The sequence below is a fragment of the Pseudomonas sp. Xaverov 83 genome (assembly GCF_019352905.1).
GTDB classification, from domain to species: Bacteria; Pseudomonadota; Gammaproteobacteria; order Pseudomonadales; family Pseudomonadaceae; genus Aquipseudomonas; species Aquipseudomonas yamanorum.
Genome location: NZ_JAAAFU010000075.1, coordinates 75,484 through 93,754, shown reverse-complemented (window position 1 = coordinate 93,754; position 18,271 = coordinate 75,484). Strand labels below are relative to the sequence as shown.

Genomic DNA, 18,271 nt, shown 5'->3' with positions numbered 1-18,271 from the left:
CGCGTGATCCTACAGGGGCAGCGCCATATAGAACTGAGTTCCCTGCCCCGGCCGTGAATAAACCCCCATGCGGCCACCGTGCAATTGCACGATCTCCTTGCACAGCGCCAGGCCCAGCCCGGCGCCGCCTTTCTTGCGGCCTACCTGCACAAACGGTTCGAAGATCCGCCCTTGCTGGCCGTAGGCAATGCCTTCACCGTTGTCCTCGACGCTGACAATCACCCGTTCGCCATGGCGGCGCGCCTGCAAGCGGATCTGCCCACCGTCGGCAGTGTGCCGAAGGGCATTGCCCAGCAAATTGTCGAGTACCCTCTCCAACTGCGCCCGATCGGCATGCAACCTCGGTAGCGGGGATTGCTCCTCAACCAGCAGTTCGATGTTCTGCGCATTCGCCTGTTCCGCGAAGCGGGCGCGGGCATGTTCGAGCAGGTCGCTGATGTCGCACGGGCCGAGGGTGAGTTTCTGCAAGCCATTCTGGTAGCGCGAGAAGTTGAGCAAGTCGTTGATCAACTGCATCAGGCGCTGCATTTCCTCGTTGACCGTATCCAGCAGGTCCGCTTCGCGGGATTCCGCAGGAAACTTCGCCCGTTCCCGGAACAAGCCGAATGCCATGTGCATGCCTGTGACCGGCGTGCGTAACTCATGGGACGCGCGCAACACGAACTCACTGCGCACTCGTTCAAAGGCGCGCTGTTCGGTGACGTCATGCAGCACCATTACCGCGCCCAGAATGTGCCCCTGGGTATGGCTGACCGGTGTCAGGCTATACGTCAGCAGGCGCAGCTCACCCTCAACCTCCACTTCCAGATCTTCAGGTGCACGCTCCAGGTTGCCGCCGCGCAGTACCAGGTGCAGTTGTTCATCCAGTTCCGGCCGGCCCAGGGCTTCGCCAAGGCCTTGGCCCAGGCGATTCTCGTCCCAGCCCAGTTGGCGCTGTGCCACCGGGTTAAGGTGTTCCAGTCGACCCTGGCGGTCAATCATCAGCAGGCCGTCGTCGATGCTGTCGAGCACCGCCTGCAGGCGTTGCTGCCCGGCAAGCAGTTCATCGACATTGGTTGCCTGATGTTGGCGCAACGCCTCGGCCATGATGCCGAAGCGTCGGGTCAGCAGGTTCATCTCCGCCGCCGACGAAATGGGCAGTGTGACTTCGAAGTTGCCCTGGCCGATCTTGTCGGCGGCCTTGGCCAGCGCTTCGATCGGCCCGCCAAAGCGTCGGGCAATGCCATGGGCGGTGATGAAGCCGATGATCAGCACTGCCAGCCCGACCAGACCCAGCAGGCCGGCGATCAACAACGCGCGTTCGCGGGACTTGTGTTCGGTGTCGTTGATGTTATCCAGGGCTTTCTTATGCTCGGCGATCAGGCCGTTGCGCAAGATATTGAAGCGCTCGGTCAGCTCGTTGTTGTTGCGCAGCTGCGCTGGAGCATTTTCCTTTTTATCGAATGCCTCGAGAAAACTCAGGTAGTCGGATTTGGCCTGAGTAAAACCGCTGGTTGCCGCGTCCTTTTGTTCGTGTTCGATGCCTTGCTGCAGCAGGGCGAAATAGCGTTGCTTGGAGTCTTCCAGCGCAGCAGTGTTCGGCTGTTCGTTGAGCATGATCATCAACTGGTCGCCGAGGGTCTGCCGAAGCTTGAGGCCCAGGTCCAGGGTGATGAAGTTGCTGCGAATCAGCGATTCCTGGGTCTTGGCCATTTGCATGACACTCACCAGGCCCAGCAGCAACCCCAGCAGGGCAACGGTGATCAGCGCGGAGATGCTCAGGAACAGCCGAGTGCGCAGCTTCATCGCAAGCTTCATAGGCTACAGCTCACAGGTTGTATTGTTTGCGTTTGCGGTACAGCGTTGACGCATCAATGCCAAGGGTGCGGGCTGCCTGGTCCAGGGTGTCACTGGTGGCCAGCACGGCGCCGATATGCGCCTTTTCCAATTCATCCAGGCTCAACGCCGCACCGATGCGCGGGGCGTTGTTGGTTGGCTGTTCGGCCATGCCGAGGTGGCTGATCTCAACCTTTTCCTGCGGGCAGATGATGCTGGCTCGCTCCACCACGTTGCGCAGTTCGCGGATGTTCCCCGGCCAGCGGTAGTTGAGCAGCGCCTCACGGGCTTCATCGCTGAAGCCGCGAGCCGGCCGCGCATATTCCTTCACGAAGCGCGCCAGGAAGCGGTCGGCCAGGGTCAGGATGTCTTCGCTGCGCTCGCGCAGAGGTGGCAGGTGCAAGGTGATGACATTCAGGCGGTACAGCAGGTCTTCGCGGAAACGACCGTCACGAACCATGTCTTCCAGGTTCAGGTTGGTGGCGGCAAGAATTCGCACGTCAGCACGGCGAGTCACTGGGTCACCGACGCGCTCGTATTCCTTGTCCTGGATAAAACGCAGCAACTTGGGTTGCAAAGTAAGTGGAAAGTCGCCGATCTCGTCGAGAAACAGCGTGCCGCCATCTGCCTGGTTGACCCGGCCCAAGGTGCTTTCACTGGCGCCCGTAAACGCACCACGGCTATGGCCGAACAGCTCGCTTTCCATCAGCTCCGCCGTCAGCGACGGGCAATTGATGGTGACGCAGGATTTTTTCGCCCGCTTGCTCCAGCCGTGGATCGCTCGGGCCAGCTCACCTTTACCGGTGCCGGACTCGCCAAGAATCAGGATGTTGGCATCAGTGCCCGCCACCTGGCGTGCGGTTTCCAGCACTACCATCATTGCCGGGCTGTGGGAGTCCAGACCGTCCTTGGGCTGGCGCACTGCGCCTTCCAAGGCTTCCAGGCGCGCCGAGAGCTGGCGTACTTCCAACTGTTTGGCCGTGGCCAAGCGCAATTGGTCGGGGCTGCAAGGTTTGACGAGGTAGTCGGCCGCGCCGGCCTGGATCGCATCCACGGCGGTGTCGACGGCCGAATGGGCAGTGACGATTACCACGCGCATCCACGGTGCCTGGATACGCATTTGCGCCAGTACATCGAGACCGTTGTCTTCGCCAAGGCGCAGGTCCAGGAAGCACAGGTCAAACACCTGGCGTTGCAACAGGGCATCGGCCTGGGCGGCGCTGTTGGCGGTGGCTACGGTGTAGCCTTCATCTTCCAGGCAGTAACGGAAGGTGCGAAGGATCGCGGATTCGTCATCCACTAAAAGAATGCGGCCTTGAAGTTCCTTGGCTGATTCCATCTGTCCCGCGCTCCCACTAAGAATGAATGATGTTGTTTAGTCCCGGAATAATCGGGCAAGTTGCATGGTTTATTCTGATTGATTAAAGCCGTCATCGCGCAGCTATCTGCACTTCTTCTTAAAGAGACGCCGTTTTGAGGCGTTTTTATCCCCTTCTTGCCCATTCGGCAGTCGACCGCTGCCTTCCTATCCCTTGATCCGACCAGTGACCATCGTGCATTTCGCACGGCAAGGATAGGGGCATCGTGCAGGATGCTCGTGGTATCAAAGCGCTTTTGTTTTCAAGTTATTGATTTTATTGGTTTTTATTTTGTTAAAAAACTGGCACGCAGGCTGCAATACACCTCATACGAGTTTCATAAACGAATAATCAGAATGCGGGAGAGATACAGCATGACTCGCCAAAGCCTGACCCAACTGCGTGTATCGCCACTGCGTCTGCAACAGGGGCTGTTTGCCAGCCTGGCCCTGATGGTGACCCTGATTGGCGGTCAGCAATTGGCGCATTGGCAGAGTCAGCAGCAAGTAGCCGCGCATTTTGAACGCCCGATGATGACCCAGACCCATTTCCGCTCCGTTGGCAGCACCGCCGCCAACGTGACAACCCCGCAACTGACGGCGGTTGAACAGGATTCCACCCTCGGCGACCTGCCTTATCAGGAACGCTGGGTGTTCTAAGCAAGACACGGTCCTTTAATCGAGCGACCGCAGGCACCACCGCTGTTACCCCTAAAAGAAGCGTAAGGAGAATCACCATGTTGAGTTGGGCAATCACATTTCTGATCATCGCCATTGTGGCTGCAGTCCTGGGCTTCGGTGGTATCGCGGGCACCGCCACGGGTATCGCCAAGATTCTGTTTGTGGTCTTCCTGGTGATGTTTATCGCTTCCTTCTTCTTTGGTCGTCGTGGCCGAGGCTGAACATGTTCAATTCGTCTCTTAAAGTCCTGGCTGCCGCCCTGTTGTTGGGCGGCAGCGGCTTGGCGCTGGCTGCCAATGACGGCCAGACTCGGGCCAACGAACTGCTGAGTGCGAACCCGCAGTACCGCGAAACTTGGCAGAGCGTGGTCAAGAAGGAAGAGCGCTTGCCGGAATGGGTGTTGAACCTGTCGGGCAGCGCTGAACAAATGAATGCCGTTGAAGAGGATGGCGACAAGTACTTGGTAGGGCCGCTCTGCGAGACCGCAGACACGTGCTTGAACAAGCGCCTGATAGTCGCTTTCAGCTTCGATAAGGAAGATGCCTACGCCATGTTGGTGGAAGTTCCTGCGGGCCTGCCTGCGGACAAATCGCCAACACGGCACGCCGACTACCGTTTTCTTGGCAAGCCGAACGAAGGCATGCAGAAGCTGCTGATGGAACAGCTCAAGAAAGATCCGAATTGGTACTAGGTTCGGTCTGACGACGCTGTCGTCTACCGGCTTATCGTCCATAGAAAGAAGCGCCATGCTTCTTTCTGTTTGCACCGCCCGACAAGGGCGGTGCATGACCAAGGGGCCGGGTTGCTCTGATCAATCGGATCGGCGTGACCTACGGGGACAGGGAGTGCCTGCGCAAGGGCCGGGTCAGGTGAAAAGCTGCGACGCAAGTTCCCAAGCCAATGGTTTGTGGAACTTGCGACGGGCTTGCGGCTCTTATGCCCGCTTCAGTCATGCCGCCCATAGCGGCCATTTTCCTTTTTGCGTCGCCCCAACCATTTCTTGGTGTTTCCGCGTGACCATCTATCGAGAAAGTTTGTCTTCTGCCAGACGAGTTTTTCGATGGTATGCGTAGGAAATTTCAGGGGTTTTCAACCGCGACCGTAGATTTTCAAAAAACCCTGCGCAAGCCTGAAATGGCAGGTTCGCGGCATTTATGCCTGCCGAAATGTCGTATTCGAACTGACCGTTCAGACAGAAAAACTCAAAAAAACTCATGCCGATTCGGCATAGGGTAGGCGTTTACGGCATTAGACGTCGCCTGCTTGCATCGGAATAGTTGCGCCTTTTTTCGCCTGCCAGTGAGCCATATCGGCCAACTGCGGTGACCTTCTACGGGGGCAGATGCACACACTTTTTCGCTCTCGAGCGTTCCAGCTGCTGGCGCATCTGCCTGAGTCCACTTGAAGTAAGGGTAATGACATGAAGAAGGCAAAGCTAAGCCTCGCCTGGCAGATCCTCATCGGTCTGGTGCTGGGGATTGCAATCGGTGCGGTGCTTAACCATTTCAGTGCTGAAAAGGCCTGGTGGATCAGCAACGTATTGCAGCCCGCTGGCGATATCTTTATCCGCCTGATCAAGATGATCGTTATCCCGATCGTGATTTCGTCGCTGATTGTCGGGATCGCCGGTGTTGGGGATGCGAAAAAGCTCGGTCGGATCGGCGTTAAAACCATCCTTTACTTCGAAGTGGTCACCACCATCGCCATTGTGGTCGGCCTGCTGTTGGCCAACCTGTTCCATCCGGGTACCGGCATCGACATGAGTACCCTGGGTACCGTCGACATTTCCAAATACACGGCCACCGCCGCCGAGGTCCAGCATGAGCATGCGTTCATCGAGACGATCCTCAACCTGATCCCGTCGAACATCTTCGCCGCCGTCGCCCGTGGCGACATGCTGCCGATCATCTTCTTCTCGGTATTGTTCGGCCTCGGCTTGTCGAGCCTCAAGCCTGAACTGCGCGAGCCCCTGGTGACCATGTTCCAGGGCGTGTCCGAGAGCATGTTCAAAGTCACCCACATGATCATGAAATATGCCCCGATCGGTGTATTTGCCCTGATCGCGGTGACCGTCGCCAACTTCGGGTTCGCTTCGCTGCTGCCGCTGGCCAAGCTGGTGATCCTGGTTTACGTCGCCATCCTGTTCTTCGCCTTTGTGGTGCTCGGCCTGATCGCCCGCCTGTTCGGCTTCTCGGTGATCAAGCTGATGCGCATCTTCAAGGATGAACTGGTGCTGGCCTACTCCACCGCCAGTTCCGAAACCGTACTGCCGCGTGTGATCGAGAAGATGGAAGCCTACGGCGCGCCGAAGGCGATCTGCAGCTTTGTGGTGCCGACCGGTTACTCGTTCAACCTCGACGGTTCGACCCTGTACCAGAGCATCGCTGCGATCTTTATCGCCCAGCTGTATGGCATCGACCTTTCGATTGGCCAGCAACTGATGCTGGTGCTGACCTTGATGGTCACCTCCAAAGGTATCGCCGGCGTACCGGGTGTGTCGTTCGTGGTATTGCTGGCGACCCTGGGCAGCGTGGGTATTCCGCTGGAAGGCCTGGCGTTCATCGCCGGTGTCGACCGCATCATGGACATGGCGCGTACCGCACTGAACGTGATCGGTAACGCCTTGGCCGTACTGGTCATCTCCCGCTGGGAAGGCATGTACGACGATGCCAAGGGCGAGCGCTACTGGAACTCCCTCCCGCACTGGCGCACCAAGCAAGTGATGCCGGCCGGCGAGACCACTCGCGGCTGATCGCCAGAGTTGGCTCCTACACAAACCCCGGAAAATTCCGGGGTTTGTCGTTTCTGCCAGCCCCGCTATCATTCGCCCCATCTTTCGGGGGATTCAACTGATGCTCAATGGCCTGTGGCTTGGCTTTTTTATCGTGGCGATGGTGTCCGCGCTGGCGCAATGGCTGATTGGCGGTAACGCCGGCATCTTTGCGGCGATGGTGGAAAGCATTTTCGCCATGGCCAAGCTGTCGGTCGAGGTGATGGTGTTGTTGTTCGGTACCCTGACCTTGTGGTTGGGCTTCCTGCGCATCGCCGAGAAAGCCGGGATCGTCGACTGGCTGGCCAAGGCCCTTGGCCCTCTGTTCCGGCGCCTGATGCCGGAAGTGCCCGCCGGCCACCCGGCCATCGGCTTGATCACCCTCAACTTCGCCGCCAACGGCCTGGGCCTCGACAATGCCGCCACGCCCATCGGCCTCAAGGCCATGAAGGCGCTGCAAGAGCTCAACCCCATCCCCAACACCGCCAGTAATGCGCAAATTTTGTTCCTGGTGCTCAACGCGTCTTCCCTGACCCTGCTGCCGGTCACCATCTTCATGTACCGCGCCCAACAAGGTGCAGCGGACCCAACGCTGGTGTTCCTGCCGATCCTGCTGGCCACCAGCGCCTCGACCCTGGTGGGCCTGCTGTCGGTGGCGGTGATGCAACGCCTGCGGCTGTGGGACCCGGTGGTGCTTGCGTATCTGATTCCGGGTGCGCTGGTACTGGGTGGTTTCATGGCCTTGCTGGCGACGCTCTCAGCCACTGCGCTGGCGGGCCTGTCGTCGATCCTCGGCAATCTCACGCTGTTCGGGCTGATCATGCTGTTCCTGGTGATCGGCGCGCTGCGCAAGGTGAAGGTCTACGAGGCGTTTGTCGAAGGCGCCAAAGAAGGTTTTGACGTGGCCAAGAACCTGCTGCCGTACCTGGTGGCGATGCTCTGTGCCGTGGGCGTGTTGCGGGCGTCCGGCGCGCTGGATTTCGGCCTGGAAGGGATTCGCCATGTGGTGGCCTGGACCGGCATGGACACGCGCTTTGTCGACGCGTTGCCGACGGCGATGGTCAAGCCGTTCTCCGGCAGCGCGGCGCGGGCGATGCTGATTGAGACGATGCAGACCCAGGGCGTGGACAGCTTCCCGGCGTTGGTGGCAGCGACGATTCAGGGCAGTACCGAGACCACGTTTTATGTGTTGGCGGTGTACTTTGGCTCGGTGGGGATCCAGCGGGCGCGGCATGCGGTGGGGTGTGCGTTGTTGGCGGAGTTTGCTGGCGTCGTGGCGGCGATTGCGGTGTGCTACTGGTTCTTCGGCTAAGGCTTAAATTGCTATCGCAGGCAAGCCAGCTCCCACATTTTGATTTGTGAATACCTTCAAATGTGGGAGCTGGCTTGCCTGCGATGAGGCCTTCAGCGTTTTGGTGCTGTATTGCCCTGGCCCACCACCCAATCTACCACCTGCTTGTTCAGTGCATCCCCAGCCTGACCAAACCCGGCCACCACCGCCGGCACTTTGGTATCCCCCACCGGCTGTCTCACCTCAAACCGCTTGCTGGCAATAATCCGCTGATCACTGCCGCGCACCAGTCGCGCATCCAGCCGTATCACTACCTCAACCGCACTGCCGCGATACTCACTCTGAAACGCCTGCAACTGCCCGCCCAGCTCAAAGTCCGCCTGCAGATTGGTCTCATCGGTACTGAGCAGCGTCACCCGTCCGTCCCGCTGGAACCCGTCCAGCAACCGGTTACGCAACAGCACCGGTGCCGGATCGCTCCAGCGGGAATTCGCGTAGCTGCTGATCAGGTCACCGTTAGGTACTACGGCAATCCGCGGGCTGTCGAGGAATTCGCTGGTCTGCGGCTTGGCCACTCGCAGCGACCAGGCCACAGGGCTGGCCTGCGCGGTGGTCTGCGCCGAGGGCAGCCGGTACACGTCCGAAGGGTCCGCCTTGGGCAAGATCGAACACGCACTGACCAATGCCAGGGCAACGGGGGCGATCACTTGGTAAGCACGCTTCATGGCGTGAACTCCTTGTTCTTGTCGCTGCCCAGCAGGTAACCGCTGGGGTTGGCTTCCAGGCGGCGGGAAATGGCGCGCAACGAGCCCAGGGTCTCCCGCAACTCGCGCACCGCAGGTGCCAGTTCGTTGAGACCCTGCATGCCGCTGTTGAGGGAGTCCTTGTTGTTGGTCAGCAAGGTGTCGAGGGTGGCCGTGCTTTGTTGAAGGGACTGCATGGCCTTTTCAGCACTGCCGAACACCTGCTTGCCCTGATCATTGAGTAAACCGTTGGCGTTGCGCATCAGTGCGGTGGTTTGCTCCAGGGTGGCGCTGGCCTGTTTGCTCACCTGCATCAATTGCTGCATCACCACCTTGATGTCGCCGCGTTGGTCGGCAATCGCGCCGGTGGTCTGTTGCAGGTTGTCCAGGGTATTGCTGAGGCGCTCGACGTTCTCCCGGGAGAACATGTGGTTGGCGTTGTGCAGCAGCAAGTTGATGCTGGTCATCAGGTCATTGCTGTTGTTCAGCAGGCGAGCGATAGGTGACGGTGAGGCGATGATTTGCGGCAACTCGCCGTCCTTGCCCTTGAGTTCCGGGCTTTGGGGCGTGCCGCCGCTGAGCTGGATGATCGAGGTGCCGGTGATGCCGGTCAGGGCCAGCTTGGCCTGGGTGTCTTCCTTGATCGGTGTTTGCCCGGCCAGACGGATGCGTGCCAATACCCGGCGCGGGTCTTTCGGGTCGAGGCGCAGGCTGGTGACGTCGCCCACCTTGATCCCGCTGTACTGCACGGCGCTGCCTTGGGACAAACCACTGACCGCCTCGTTGAAGATCACTTCGTAATCCTGAAAGGCGCTGTCGACGCTGGATTTGGCCAGCCATAGGCCAAACAGCATGGCGCCGACCACGACGATCACGCTGAACAGACCGATCATCACATGATGGGCTCGGGTTTCCATGTCATACCTCGTTGAGCAGTTGAGCGGCATCCAATGCCGCGCGGCCCCGTGGGCCATGGAAGTATTCGTGAATCCAGGCGTCGTCGGTTTCCGAGACGACATTGATGGCATCCGCCACCAGTACCTTTTTCTGCGCCAGCACCGCCACGCGGTCGGTGATGGTGTACAGCGTGTCGAGGTCGTGGGTGACCAGGAAGACACTCAGGCCCAACGCATCGCGCAGGGTCAGGATCAGTTGATCGAAGGCGGCGGCGCCGATCGGATCGAGGCCGGCGGTGGGTTCGTCGAGAAACAGAATGTCCGGGTCAAGCGCCAGGGCACGCGCCAGGGCCGCACGCTTGATCATGCCGCCGGAGAGTGACGATGGATATTTGTCCGCGGCCGACAGCGGCAACCCGGCCAGCGCCAGCTTTACCGCCGCCAGGTGTTCAGCATCGGGGCGACTGAGGCCGGCATGTTCGATCAGCGGCAAGGCAACGTTCTCGGTGACCGTCAGCGAGGAAAACAGCGCGCCCTTCTGGAACAGCACGCCGAAACGCCGCTCCACCATCGACCGCTCATGCTCCGAGAGGCTCGGCAAGTTCTGCCCGAACACCCGCACTTCCCCTTCGCTGGGCTGACGCAGGCCAATGATGCTGCGCAGCAGCACCGACTTGCCGCTGCCGGAGCCTCCGACGACGGCGAGGATCTCGCCCTTGTACAAGTCCAGGTCGAGGTTCTCGTGCACGCTTTGCGAACCAAAGCGATTGCATAGCCCGCGGACTTCGATCACCGCCTCAGTGGGCGCACGGCGCAGACGACTCACCAGCCCATCTCCATGAAGAACAGTGCGGCGACCGCATCCAGTACGATCACCACGAAAATCGATTGCACCACGCTGGAGGTGGTGTGGGCACCGACGGATTCGGCGCTGCCGCTGACCTTGAAACCTTCGAGGCAGCCGATGGCGGCGATCAGGAATGCGAAGATCGGCGCCTTGATCATACCCACGATAAAGTGCTGCACACCGATGTCCGATTGCAGCAGTGAGAGGAACATCGCCGGTGAAATATCCAGGGCCACGGCGCACACCACACCACCACCGATAATCCCCGAGAGCATCGCGAGGAACGTCAGCATCGGCAGCGCCACCAGCAATGCCAGCACCCGGGGCAGCACCAGCAACTCCATCGGGTCGAGGCCCAGGGTGCGAATCGCGTCGATCTCTTCGTTGGCCTTCATCGAGCCGATTTGCGCGGTGAAGGCACTGGCGGTGCGGCCCGCCATCAGGATCGCGGTGAGCAATACGCCGAATTCCCGCAGGAAGGAGAACGCCACCAGGTCTACGGTAAAAATGCTCGCGCCAAAACTGGCCAGCACCGTGGCGCCGAGAAACGCCACCACCGCGCCCACCAGAAAGGTCAGCAAGGCCACGATGGGGGCCGCGTCGAGACCGGTTTGTTCGATATGCGCAACCATTGGCGTCACGCGCCAGCGCTTGGGCCGGAATACGCCACGGGCGAAGGTTTCGAGGATCAGGCCGATAAAACCCAGCAGTTTCATGCCGTCTTGCCAGACGGTGTAGACCGCGCCGCCGATGCGCGCCAGCAACATGATGCCGGCGGCTTCTTCCGGTTCTTTGACCGGCACACAGAAGTCGTTCAGGGAGCGGTAGACGGTTTTCAGCAATGCGCGGTCGGCGGTCGAGAGGCTGCAGTCGGTCTGTTCGGCGGACTGTTCGATGCGCTCGGGGCCGAGCAATTCCACCAGCAGCGAGGCGCCGGCCGTGTCCAGGGCGCCGAGGCCGTTAAGGTCGATGCGTGCGCCCGCGTCGTACTGGCCGTCGAGCTTTTCCGACAGCTTCTTCAGGTTGGCATAGTGGGCAAGCGTCCAATCCCCTGTAATCCTCAGCAATGGAGGCTGGGTGGACGTGTCCAGATGGGCTGCACCGGCCGTTGTGCTACTGGTCATAAGCTCCGAGCTTGTTTGGCTATTCCAGAATTCCTACGTAATAGCACGATCCTGCCTACTTTGGCGCGTCTGGCGTTGTGGCGTCCTGACCGGGGTCAGTCACCTTGAAGCGCAACACACCGATCACTTGGCCATCTTCGGTCAGCACCCGTACCTGCCAGCGTCCCACCGAGTCGGGGGGGAAGTTCTGCTTGTGGGTCCAGGCCCGATAGCCTTCCTTGCGCCCACCATGGATGTCCAGGGCGATGCGGTCGACTTCCTTGCCGTTGAATTTCCACACATGGTAGATCCGCTCATCCAGGCCGCGCGGCGCGTTGATCGCGGTGTAGGCATACAGCCCGCTGCTGCGCAGTTGGGCGGCGCTGACTTCTGTCAGGTCATCGCCGGGCGTGCGGTCCTGCAATTGGGTGCTGATGGCTACTTCGGTCATCCACAGGGTAGCGGGCGGCACCCACGTGCGCAGGAACCATCCCGCGCAACCAATCGCTGCGGTAACCCCCAACAGCATCGCCCAGCCCTTGATGCTGCGCAGCGGCAGGCTAACCGCCAGGCTCGGGATCGACAGCAGCATCGCCACGCCGAGGGCCAGTTTGTAACTCTCGGCGGTGGTCAGGTGGAGGATGATCGGCAGCGCGGTCAGCAGGGCCGCAAACAGGGTCAGGGTGTGCAGTGCAAGAAAGAGCGAGCGTTTGGGCGCCAGCCATTTGTAGTACAGCGGGTCGGTGATGGAGACCAGCGCTGCCGCGCCCAGCAGGCCGGTAAAAATCGACTGGCCGCTGTTCCAGGTGGTGGTGACAAAAAAGAACGGCAGAACAAAAAACAGGCTTTCCTGGTGGATCATCTGCGTGGCGTAGCGCAGCAGCGGCTCGGGGATTTCCCGTTTGAAGACTTTGCTGAACAGTTGGGTGAGGCTGTTTTCGAGCATCAGCCATAACCAGCTCACCAGCATAATGATCGCGATCCAGCTGGCCATGCCTTGCTGGCGATCCACCAGGATGAAGCTGCTCACACCCGAGATGAAGCCGCCGAGTGCAATCACCCCTGGGTAGCGCTTCATCAGCTCGAGGATGCGCTGGATGTAGTGGGTCAGGTTAGGCATTCGGCAGTTCACAGTTTTTGTAGGAAAAAATCCCAGACAGAATAACGTTTTAGCCGTTTTCTCGGGGCCTCATTAAGCAATCCCTTTGCGATAACGCCACGCGCCCAGCAACACAATCGCAAGCAGCCCCAGTGCGCCGGCGGCGATCCAGTTGAGGGTGTCGTAGCTGAACAACGGTTTCTCGATGCGCCAGTAGCCGTTCTGCTTGAGCAGCTCGCGCATGGCCTGGTTGGCTTGCTCCAGGCTGACGGCCTTGATGCGCTTGGCCGGGTCGCTGAAACGCCCTTTGGCGTAGTCGCCCGAGGCACTCCAGTAATAGTCGGCCAACGCGCTATTACCTTGAACGGCCCAAGCCTGGCGGGCGATGGCGGCTTGTTGCAGGCGGGCGAAGGTGGCCGGGTCGAGGCCGTCCTTGAGCAACTGGGCCCTGAGGGTTTCCAGTACGTGCTCGGCTTCGGGCAGGTTGTCGCGTTCAAGGTCGGCGTTGAGGCTCATGAAGCCGACACCGCCCAGCACTTCGCGCTCGCTCCATGGGCCGTAGGACAAACCATGCTGCAGCCGCAGTTGGCGATACAGCGCCCAGTCCAGGTAGTCCTTGAGCAGGTCGAAGGTTTCATCGTACTGGTCGTCCAGTACCGGCTCGGGGAATAACCAGTGCAGTTTGGCGTTGTCACCGACCCAGCCGTGGATCAGGTCTCGGCGAATGGCGGCGGCGTGTTGAATGTCCGGCAGTGGGCGATGTTCGCTGGGGTCAACCGGGTCAAGCGCGCCGTAGGTGCGTTCGAAATAGGCCGGCAGCAGCTTGTCGAGGTCGCCGACAATGATCAGGGTCATGTTGTTGGGGGCGTACCAGGCCTTGCGCAGCTTTTCCAACTGGTCGCGAGTCAGGTGCTCGACTTCGGCCCGCTCGGCGCATTTGAGGCCCAGCTCGACGGCAAGCTGACTGCTGGCCTTGTGGCCGAGGTCCTGGCGGTCCAGCAGGCGTTGCAGGTGTGAGTAATGGCCGCCGTCTTCGCGCTCCACCACCTGTTTGGCGGCGTTGATGTTTGTGTCGGTCAGCTGGGTGCGGGTGATGATGGCCAGCAGCAGGTCGAGTACCTTGCGCTGGTTTTGCGCCGGGGCCTCGATGACGAAGGTGGTGTCGGCGTTGCTGGTGTAGGCGTTCCAGTCACCGCCGAGGGCTTGCATGCGTTCTTCCAGCTCACCTTCACCACCGCCGTCGATACCGCTGAACAGCAGGTGTTCCAGCAGGTGTGGCAGCTCCTTGTCTTCGCAACTGAAGTCATCGAGGCCCACACCCACCACCAGGCGAATGGCCACGTGGCCGCGTTCAGTGCCCGGCTTGAGCAGCAATTGCAGGCCGTTGGGCAGCGTGTAGCCCTCGACTTGCAGGCGGTCAAAGGCAAAGGTGTGTGCCGAGCCCATGAGCAGGCAGGCGAATAGCAGGCGACGCATAACAGGCTTCCTGGCGAGTGAGGTCCGTTGTTAACTGACTTCACTCGCCGTCGTACGTTCAGGGCGAATGGGTGATGTCGGCAATATCGTCCGCCGAGAGGGCGCCGGTGTCGGTGGTTTCCAGCACCACATAAGCGCTGCTGCAAAACAGCGAGTTCAGACGCTTCATGTCGGCAATCAGCTCCAGGTGCAGGGAACTGGTCTCCAGGCTCTGTACGATTTTACGTTGCAAGCGGCTCACGTGGGCGTGGGCCAGGCGACGCTCCTGGGCGCGGAAGCGACGTTTTTCCCGCAGCAGTTGCCGGGCGCTTTCCGGGTCGGCGCTGAGGAACACCGACAGGCCCAGGCGCAGGTTGGCAATCAGCTGGGTTTGCAGGCCGGCCAGCTCTTCCAGGCCGACTTCGGAGAACGAGCGGCGCTGGGAGGTCTTTTGCTGCTGGACCTTGCGCAGCATGCGTTCGATCAGGTCGCCGGCCAGTTTCAGGTTGATCGACAGCTCGATGATCTCGGCCCAGCGTCGGCTGTCTTGCTCGCTGAGGTCTTCCCGGGGCATTTGCGCGAGGTAGAGCTTGATCGCGCTGTAGAGCGCCTCGACATCGTCGCTCAGGCTGCGCATTTCCTGGGTGATGGCGGTTTGCTTGCCCCGCAGCACTTCCAGCATCGAGGTCAGCATGTTGTCGATCAGGTCCCCCAGGCGCAGGGTTTCGCGGGCGGCGTTGGCCAGTGCCAGGCTTGGGGTGGCGAGTGCTGCCAGGTCCAGGTGGCGCGGCTTGGCCAGACCGTTGACCTCCTCGCGTTCCGGTAACAGCCAGGCGCATAGGCGGGACATCGGGCCGATGGTCGGCAGCAGAATCAGGCAACGGATAACGTTATAGAGCAGGTGAAAGGTGATCACCATGCCTTGGGGGCTGTAGTCCAGAGTGTCCATCCAGCCGACCAGCGGGTCGAGTACCGGGATGATCAGCAACAAGCCGATCAGCTTGTAGAGCAGGCTGCCCAGGGCCACCTGGCGCCCGGCAGCGTTCTGCATGCTGGTGCTGAGGAAGGCCAGCACGCCGCTGCCGATGTTGGCGCCGATCACCAGGCCGATGGCCACGTGCAGGCCGATCACGCCGGCACCGGCCAGGGTCGCGGTCAGCAGGACGGCGGCCAGGCTGGAGTAGGAAATCATCGCGAACAGCGCGCCGACCAGGGCGTCGAGCAAGATGTCGCCGGTCAGCGAGGCGAACAGGACTTTAACGCCCTGCGCGTGAGTAATCGGGCCCGCGGCTTCGACGATCAATTGCAACGCGAGGATGATCAGCCCGAGGCCGATCCCGACGCGGCCCATCTGCCCGGCGCGGGTCTGTTTGCGCGACAGGAAGAAAATCACCCCGAGGAAAATCAGCAGCGGTGACAGCCATGACAGGTCAAAGGTCAGTACCCGGGCCATCAACGCCGTACCGACGTCGGCACCGAGCATGGTCGCCAGGGCGGGCATCAGGCCCATCAGGCCCTGGCCGACAAACGAGGTCACCAGCATCGCCGTGGCGTTGCTGCTTTGCACCATGGCCGTCACCAGGATGCCGGCGATAAACGCCAGCCAGCGCTTGGACATGTTCTGCCCGATGACCTGGCGCAAGTTGGAGCCGTAGACCCGCAGGATGCCGGTACGGACGATGTGCGTGCCCCAGATCAGCAGGGTTACCGCAGAAAGCAGATTGAGCAGGGTCAGCATGCTGGGCCCCCTGTGTTGAGTCGCGCTCCAATCGGAGCCAGTGAATAGTGCCGCGTGCCTTTCTACGTCTTGTACTTAAGCTGTAGTTGGCGAATGGGCTCGGCGCCAGCATCGCATAGCTAAAGTCGGGATTGAAACAAAACTGTCATGAAATCAGCTTTTTGCAGATGAAAAAAAGGGGCTCGAGAGCCCCTTCTTCAGCAGCGGGTCAAGGTTATTGACCCGGAATGTCCTTGCGCAGTTTCACAGGGTCCTGCTGTTTCTTCTTTTTCGCGATGGCAGTGCGCATCTTGATGTTCACCGCTTCTACCGCCAGGGAGAACGCCATGGCGAAGTAAACGTAGCCTTTTGGTACGTGAACATCGAAGGCTTCGGCGATCAGCACGGTACCCACCACCAGCAGGAACGACAGCGCCAGCATCTTCAGCGACGGGTGTTTGTCGATGAAATCGCTGATGGTGCCAGCGGCCAGCATCATCACCAGTACGGCGACAATGATCGCGGCCACCATCACCGGTACGTGGGAAACCATACCAACGGCGGTAATCACCGAGTCCAGGGAGAACACGATGTCGATGATCGCGATCTGGATGATGGTGTAGATGAACTTGCCACCGGCACCTTTCGGCTCGTCGTGGGTTTCGTCTTCACCTTCCAGGGCGTGGTACATCTCCTGGGAGCTTTTCCAGAGCAGGAACAGGCCACCGAAGAACAGGATCAGGTCGCGGCCGGAAATGCCCTGGCCGAACACCACGAACAGGTCGTCGGTGAGGCGCATCACCCAAGTGATCGACAGCAACAACAGAATCCGCGTGACCATTGCCAGGGCCAGGCCGAAGATCCGGGTACGTGCCTGCATGTGCTTGGGCATGCGGCTGACCAGGATCGAAATCATGATGATGTTATCGATGCCCAGGACGATCTCGAGGGCCGTCAGGGTGAAGAAAGCAATCCAGATTTCCGGATTGGTCAGCCATTCCATGTGTATTCCTTTGAGCGAGTGTTAGACCGCGCCAGCCTTAAGAGCCGGCGCAGTGAGTTGTACGATTATAGAGTGCTGAACAGCGGAAAAATCCCCATCAGCAAAGCGGCGACCATTATGCACAGGCACACCAGCACCGCCCACTTGAGGGTGAAGCGCTGGTGATCGCCAAACTCGATACCCGCCAGGGCCACCAACAGGTAGGTGGATGGAACCAGTGGGCTCAACAAGTGCACGGGTTGGCCAACGATCGAGGCACGGGCCATTTCCACGGCGGTGATGCCGTAGTGGCTGGCGGCTTCGGCCAGTACCGGCAGAACGCCGTAGTAGAAGGCATCGTTGGACATGAAGAAGGTAAACGGCATGCTCACCAGCGCGGTGATCACGGCCAGGTAAGGGCCCAGGGCATCAGGGATGACCGCCAGCAGGCTCTTGGACATGGCATCGACCATGCCGGTGCCGGACAGGATGCCGGTGAAGATACCGGCGGCGAAGATCAACCCGACTACCGCCAATACGCTGCCGGCGTGGGCGGCGACGCGGTCTTTCTGCTGCTGCAGGCACGGGTAGTTGACGATCATCGCGATACTGAAGGCCACCATGAACAGCACGGGCAGCGGCAGCAGGCCGGCGATCAGGGTGCACATCAGGGCCAAGGTCAAGGCGCCGTTGAACCAGATCAACTTTGGACGGCGGGCATCCGGGTACTGTGAAACGCTGATTTCGCTGTGGTCGATCTCGTCGCCGTGCAGGTGCAGTTCGCCGAGGCGCGCGCGTTCGCGTTTGCCGTACATGTAGGCAATTACCAGGATCGCAACCACACCCGCCAGCATCGCCGGGATCATCGGTACGAAAATATCCGACGGGTCTACATGCAGCGCGCTGGCCGCGCGGGCCGTCGGGCCGCCCCACGGGGTCATGTTCATCACGCCGCCGGCGAGGATGATCAGGCCGGCCATGATCCGCGGGCTCATGCCGATGCGCTTGTACAGCGGCAGCATGGCGGCCACGCAGATCATGTAGGTGGTGGCGCCGTCACCGTCCAGCGAGACCACCAGGGCCAGTACGGCGGTGCCGACCGAGACCTTCAGCGGGTCGCCCTTGACCAGTTTGAGGATCTTGCGCACAGCCGGGTCGAACAGGCCGGAGTCGATCATCAGGGCAAAGTAGAGAATGGCGAACATCAGCATCACGCCGGTCGGCGCGAGCTTGGTGATGCCTTCGAGCATCATCGGGCCGATCTTCGGCGCAAAGCCGCCGAACAGCGCGAACAGGATCGGTACGATGATCAGGGCAATCAGCGCAGACAGGCGCTTGGTCATGATCAGGAACATGAACGTGATGACCATGGCAAAGCCAAGGAAAGTCAGCATAGGAATACTCCAGGCGTAGCGCGGCTAGGGAATGGCGAACCGGTTGGGTCAGCGCAGAACGAACAGCACGAGGCGTACGGGTGGAGTCGGGGCAAAAAGGCGGGTACGAGCGGACATCGGG

16 protein-coding genes are annotated in these 18,271 nt (G+C 60.4%); 5 read left to right on the top strand and 11 right to left on the bottom strand.

Annotated elements, in window-relative coordinates; translation table 11 throughout:
* Positions 1-9: 9 nt before the first annotated feature.
* A complete protein-coding gene (locus K0H47_RS21670; RefSeq protein WP_063033697.1) occupies positions 10-1,797 on the bottom strand; it encodes a KinB sensor domain-containing domain in 1,788 nt (595 codons plus the stop codon).
* Positions 1,798-1,807: 10 nt separating this feature from the next.
* Positions 1,808-3,154, bottom strand: coding sequence for a sigma-54-dependent response regulator transcription factor AlgB (gene algB / locus K0H47_RS21665; protein WP_003214793.1), 1,347 nt, complete (start codon positions 3,152-3,154; stop codon positions 1,808-1,810).
* 393 nt (positions 3,155-3,547) lie between these two features.
* Here algB and K0H47_RS21660 point away from each other — a divergent pair, with 393 nt between their 5' ends.
* The 5 genes from K0H47_RS21660 (at position 3,548) to K0H47_RS21640 (ending at position 7,935) form a co-directional block, all read left to right on the top strand.
* Positions 3,548-3,832 (top strand): hypothetical protein, encoded by a 285-nt coding sequence (locus K0H47_RS21660; RefSeq protein WP_063033696.1) that lies wholly within the window; start codon positions 3,548-3,550, stop codon positions 3,830-3,832.
* Positions 3,833-3,909: 77 nt separating this feature from the next.
* Positions 3,910-4,074 carry a DUF1328 domain-containing protein gene (locus K0H47_RS21655; protein ID WP_003170804.1) on the top strand — a complete coding sequence of 55 codons (165 nt, stop codon included), beginning with the start codon at positions 3,910-3,912 and terminating at the stop codon, positions 4,072-4,074.
* Positions 4,075-4,076: 2 nt separating this feature from the next.
* Complete coding sequence (locus K0H47_RS21650) at positions 4,077-4,544, top strand: inhibitor of vertebrate lysozyme family protein (protein WP_063033695.1); 468 nt, start codon at positions 4,077-4,079, stop codon at positions 4,542-4,544.
* Positions 4,545-5,273: 729 nt separating this feature from the next.
* Positions 5,274-6,605 carry a glutamate/aspartate:proton symporter GltP gene (gltP, locus tag K0H47_RS21645; protein WP_063033694.1) on the top strand — a complete coding sequence of 444 codons (1,332 nt, stop codon included), beginning with the start codon at positions 5,274-5,276 and terminating at the stop codon, positions 6,603-6,605.
* A gap of 100 nt (positions 6,606-6,705) precedes the next feature.
* Entirely contained in the window at positions 6,706-7,935 is a 1,230-nt protein-coding gene (locus tag K0H47_RS21640) for a nucleoside recognition domain-containing protein (protein WP_003214785.1), read from the top strand.
* Between the two features lie 92 nt (positions 7,936-8,027).
* On the opposite strand, the gene K0H47_RS21635 is transcribed toward K0H47_RS21640, so the two are convergent.
* From K0H47_RS21635 to K0H47_RS21595, 9 genes are all read right to left on the bottom strand, one after another.
* A complete protein-coding gene (locus K0H47_RS21635; RefSeq protein ID WP_093203248.1) occupies positions 8,028-8,639 on the bottom strand; it encodes an ABC-type transport auxiliary lipoprotein family protein in 612 nt (203 codons plus the stop codon).
* The gene (locus tag K0H47_RS21630; RefSeq protein ID WP_063033691.1) at positions 8,636-9,574 is read right to left on the bottom strand and encodes an MlaD family protein; all 939 of its coding nucleotides are present in this window, start codon (positions 9,572-9,574) and stop codon (positions 8,636-8,638) included. Before K0H47_RS21630 ends, K0H47_RS21635 begins: the two co-directional genes overlap by 4 nt.
* A 1-nt stretch (position 9,575) precedes the next feature.
* Positions 9,576-10,379: an ABC transporter ATP-binding protein gene (locus K0H47_RS21625; RefSeq protein ID WP_218263571.1), complete on the bottom strand. Its 804-nt coding sequence runs from the start codon at positions 10,377-10,379 to the stop codon at positions 9,576-9,578.
* The gene (locus K0H47_RS21620) at positions 10,376-11,524 is read right to left on the bottom strand and encodes an ABC transporter permease (protein WP_063033690.1); all 1,149 of its coding nucleotides are present in this window, start codon (positions 11,522-11,524) and stop codon (positions 10,376-10,378) included. Before K0H47_RS21620 ends, K0H47_RS21625 begins: the two co-directional genes overlap by 4 nt.
* Before the next feature lie 55 nt (positions 11,525-11,579).
* Positions 11,580-12,623, bottom strand: coding sequence for a DUF5924 family protein (locus K0H47_RS21615; RefSeq protein ID WP_063033689.1), 1,044 nt, complete (start codon positions 12,621-12,623; stop codon positions 11,580-11,582).
* Positions 12,624-12,695: 72 nt separating this feature from the next.
* The gene (locus K0H47_RS21610) at positions 12,696-14,078 is read right to left on the bottom strand and encodes a pitrilysin family protein (RefSeq protein ID WP_219273594.1); all 1,383 of its coding nucleotides are present in this window, start codon (positions 14,076-14,078) and stop codon (positions 12,696-12,698) included.
* Positions 14,079-14,136: 58 nt separating this feature from the next.
* Positions 14,137-15,795 carry a Na/Pi cotransporter family protein gene (locus K0H47_RS21605; protein WP_017477995.1) on the bottom strand — a complete coding sequence of 553 codons (1,659 nt, stop codon included), beginning with the start codon at positions 15,793-15,795 and terminating at the stop codon, positions 14,137-14,139.
* A gap of 214 nt (positions 15,796-16,009) precedes the next feature.
* Complete coding sequence (locus tag K0H47_RS21600) at positions 16,010-16,777, bottom strand: TerC family protein (RefSeq protein ID WP_003214768.1); 768 nt, start codon at positions 16,775-16,777, stop codon at positions 16,010-16,012.
* A gap of 65 nt (positions 16,778-16,842) precedes the next feature.
* A complete protein-coding gene (locus K0H47_RS21595; protein ID WP_017477996.1) occupies positions 16,843-18,150 on the bottom strand; it encodes a CitMHS family transporter in 1,308 nt (435 codons plus the stop codon).
* Between the last annotated feature and the right edge of the window lie 121 nt (positions 18,151-18,271).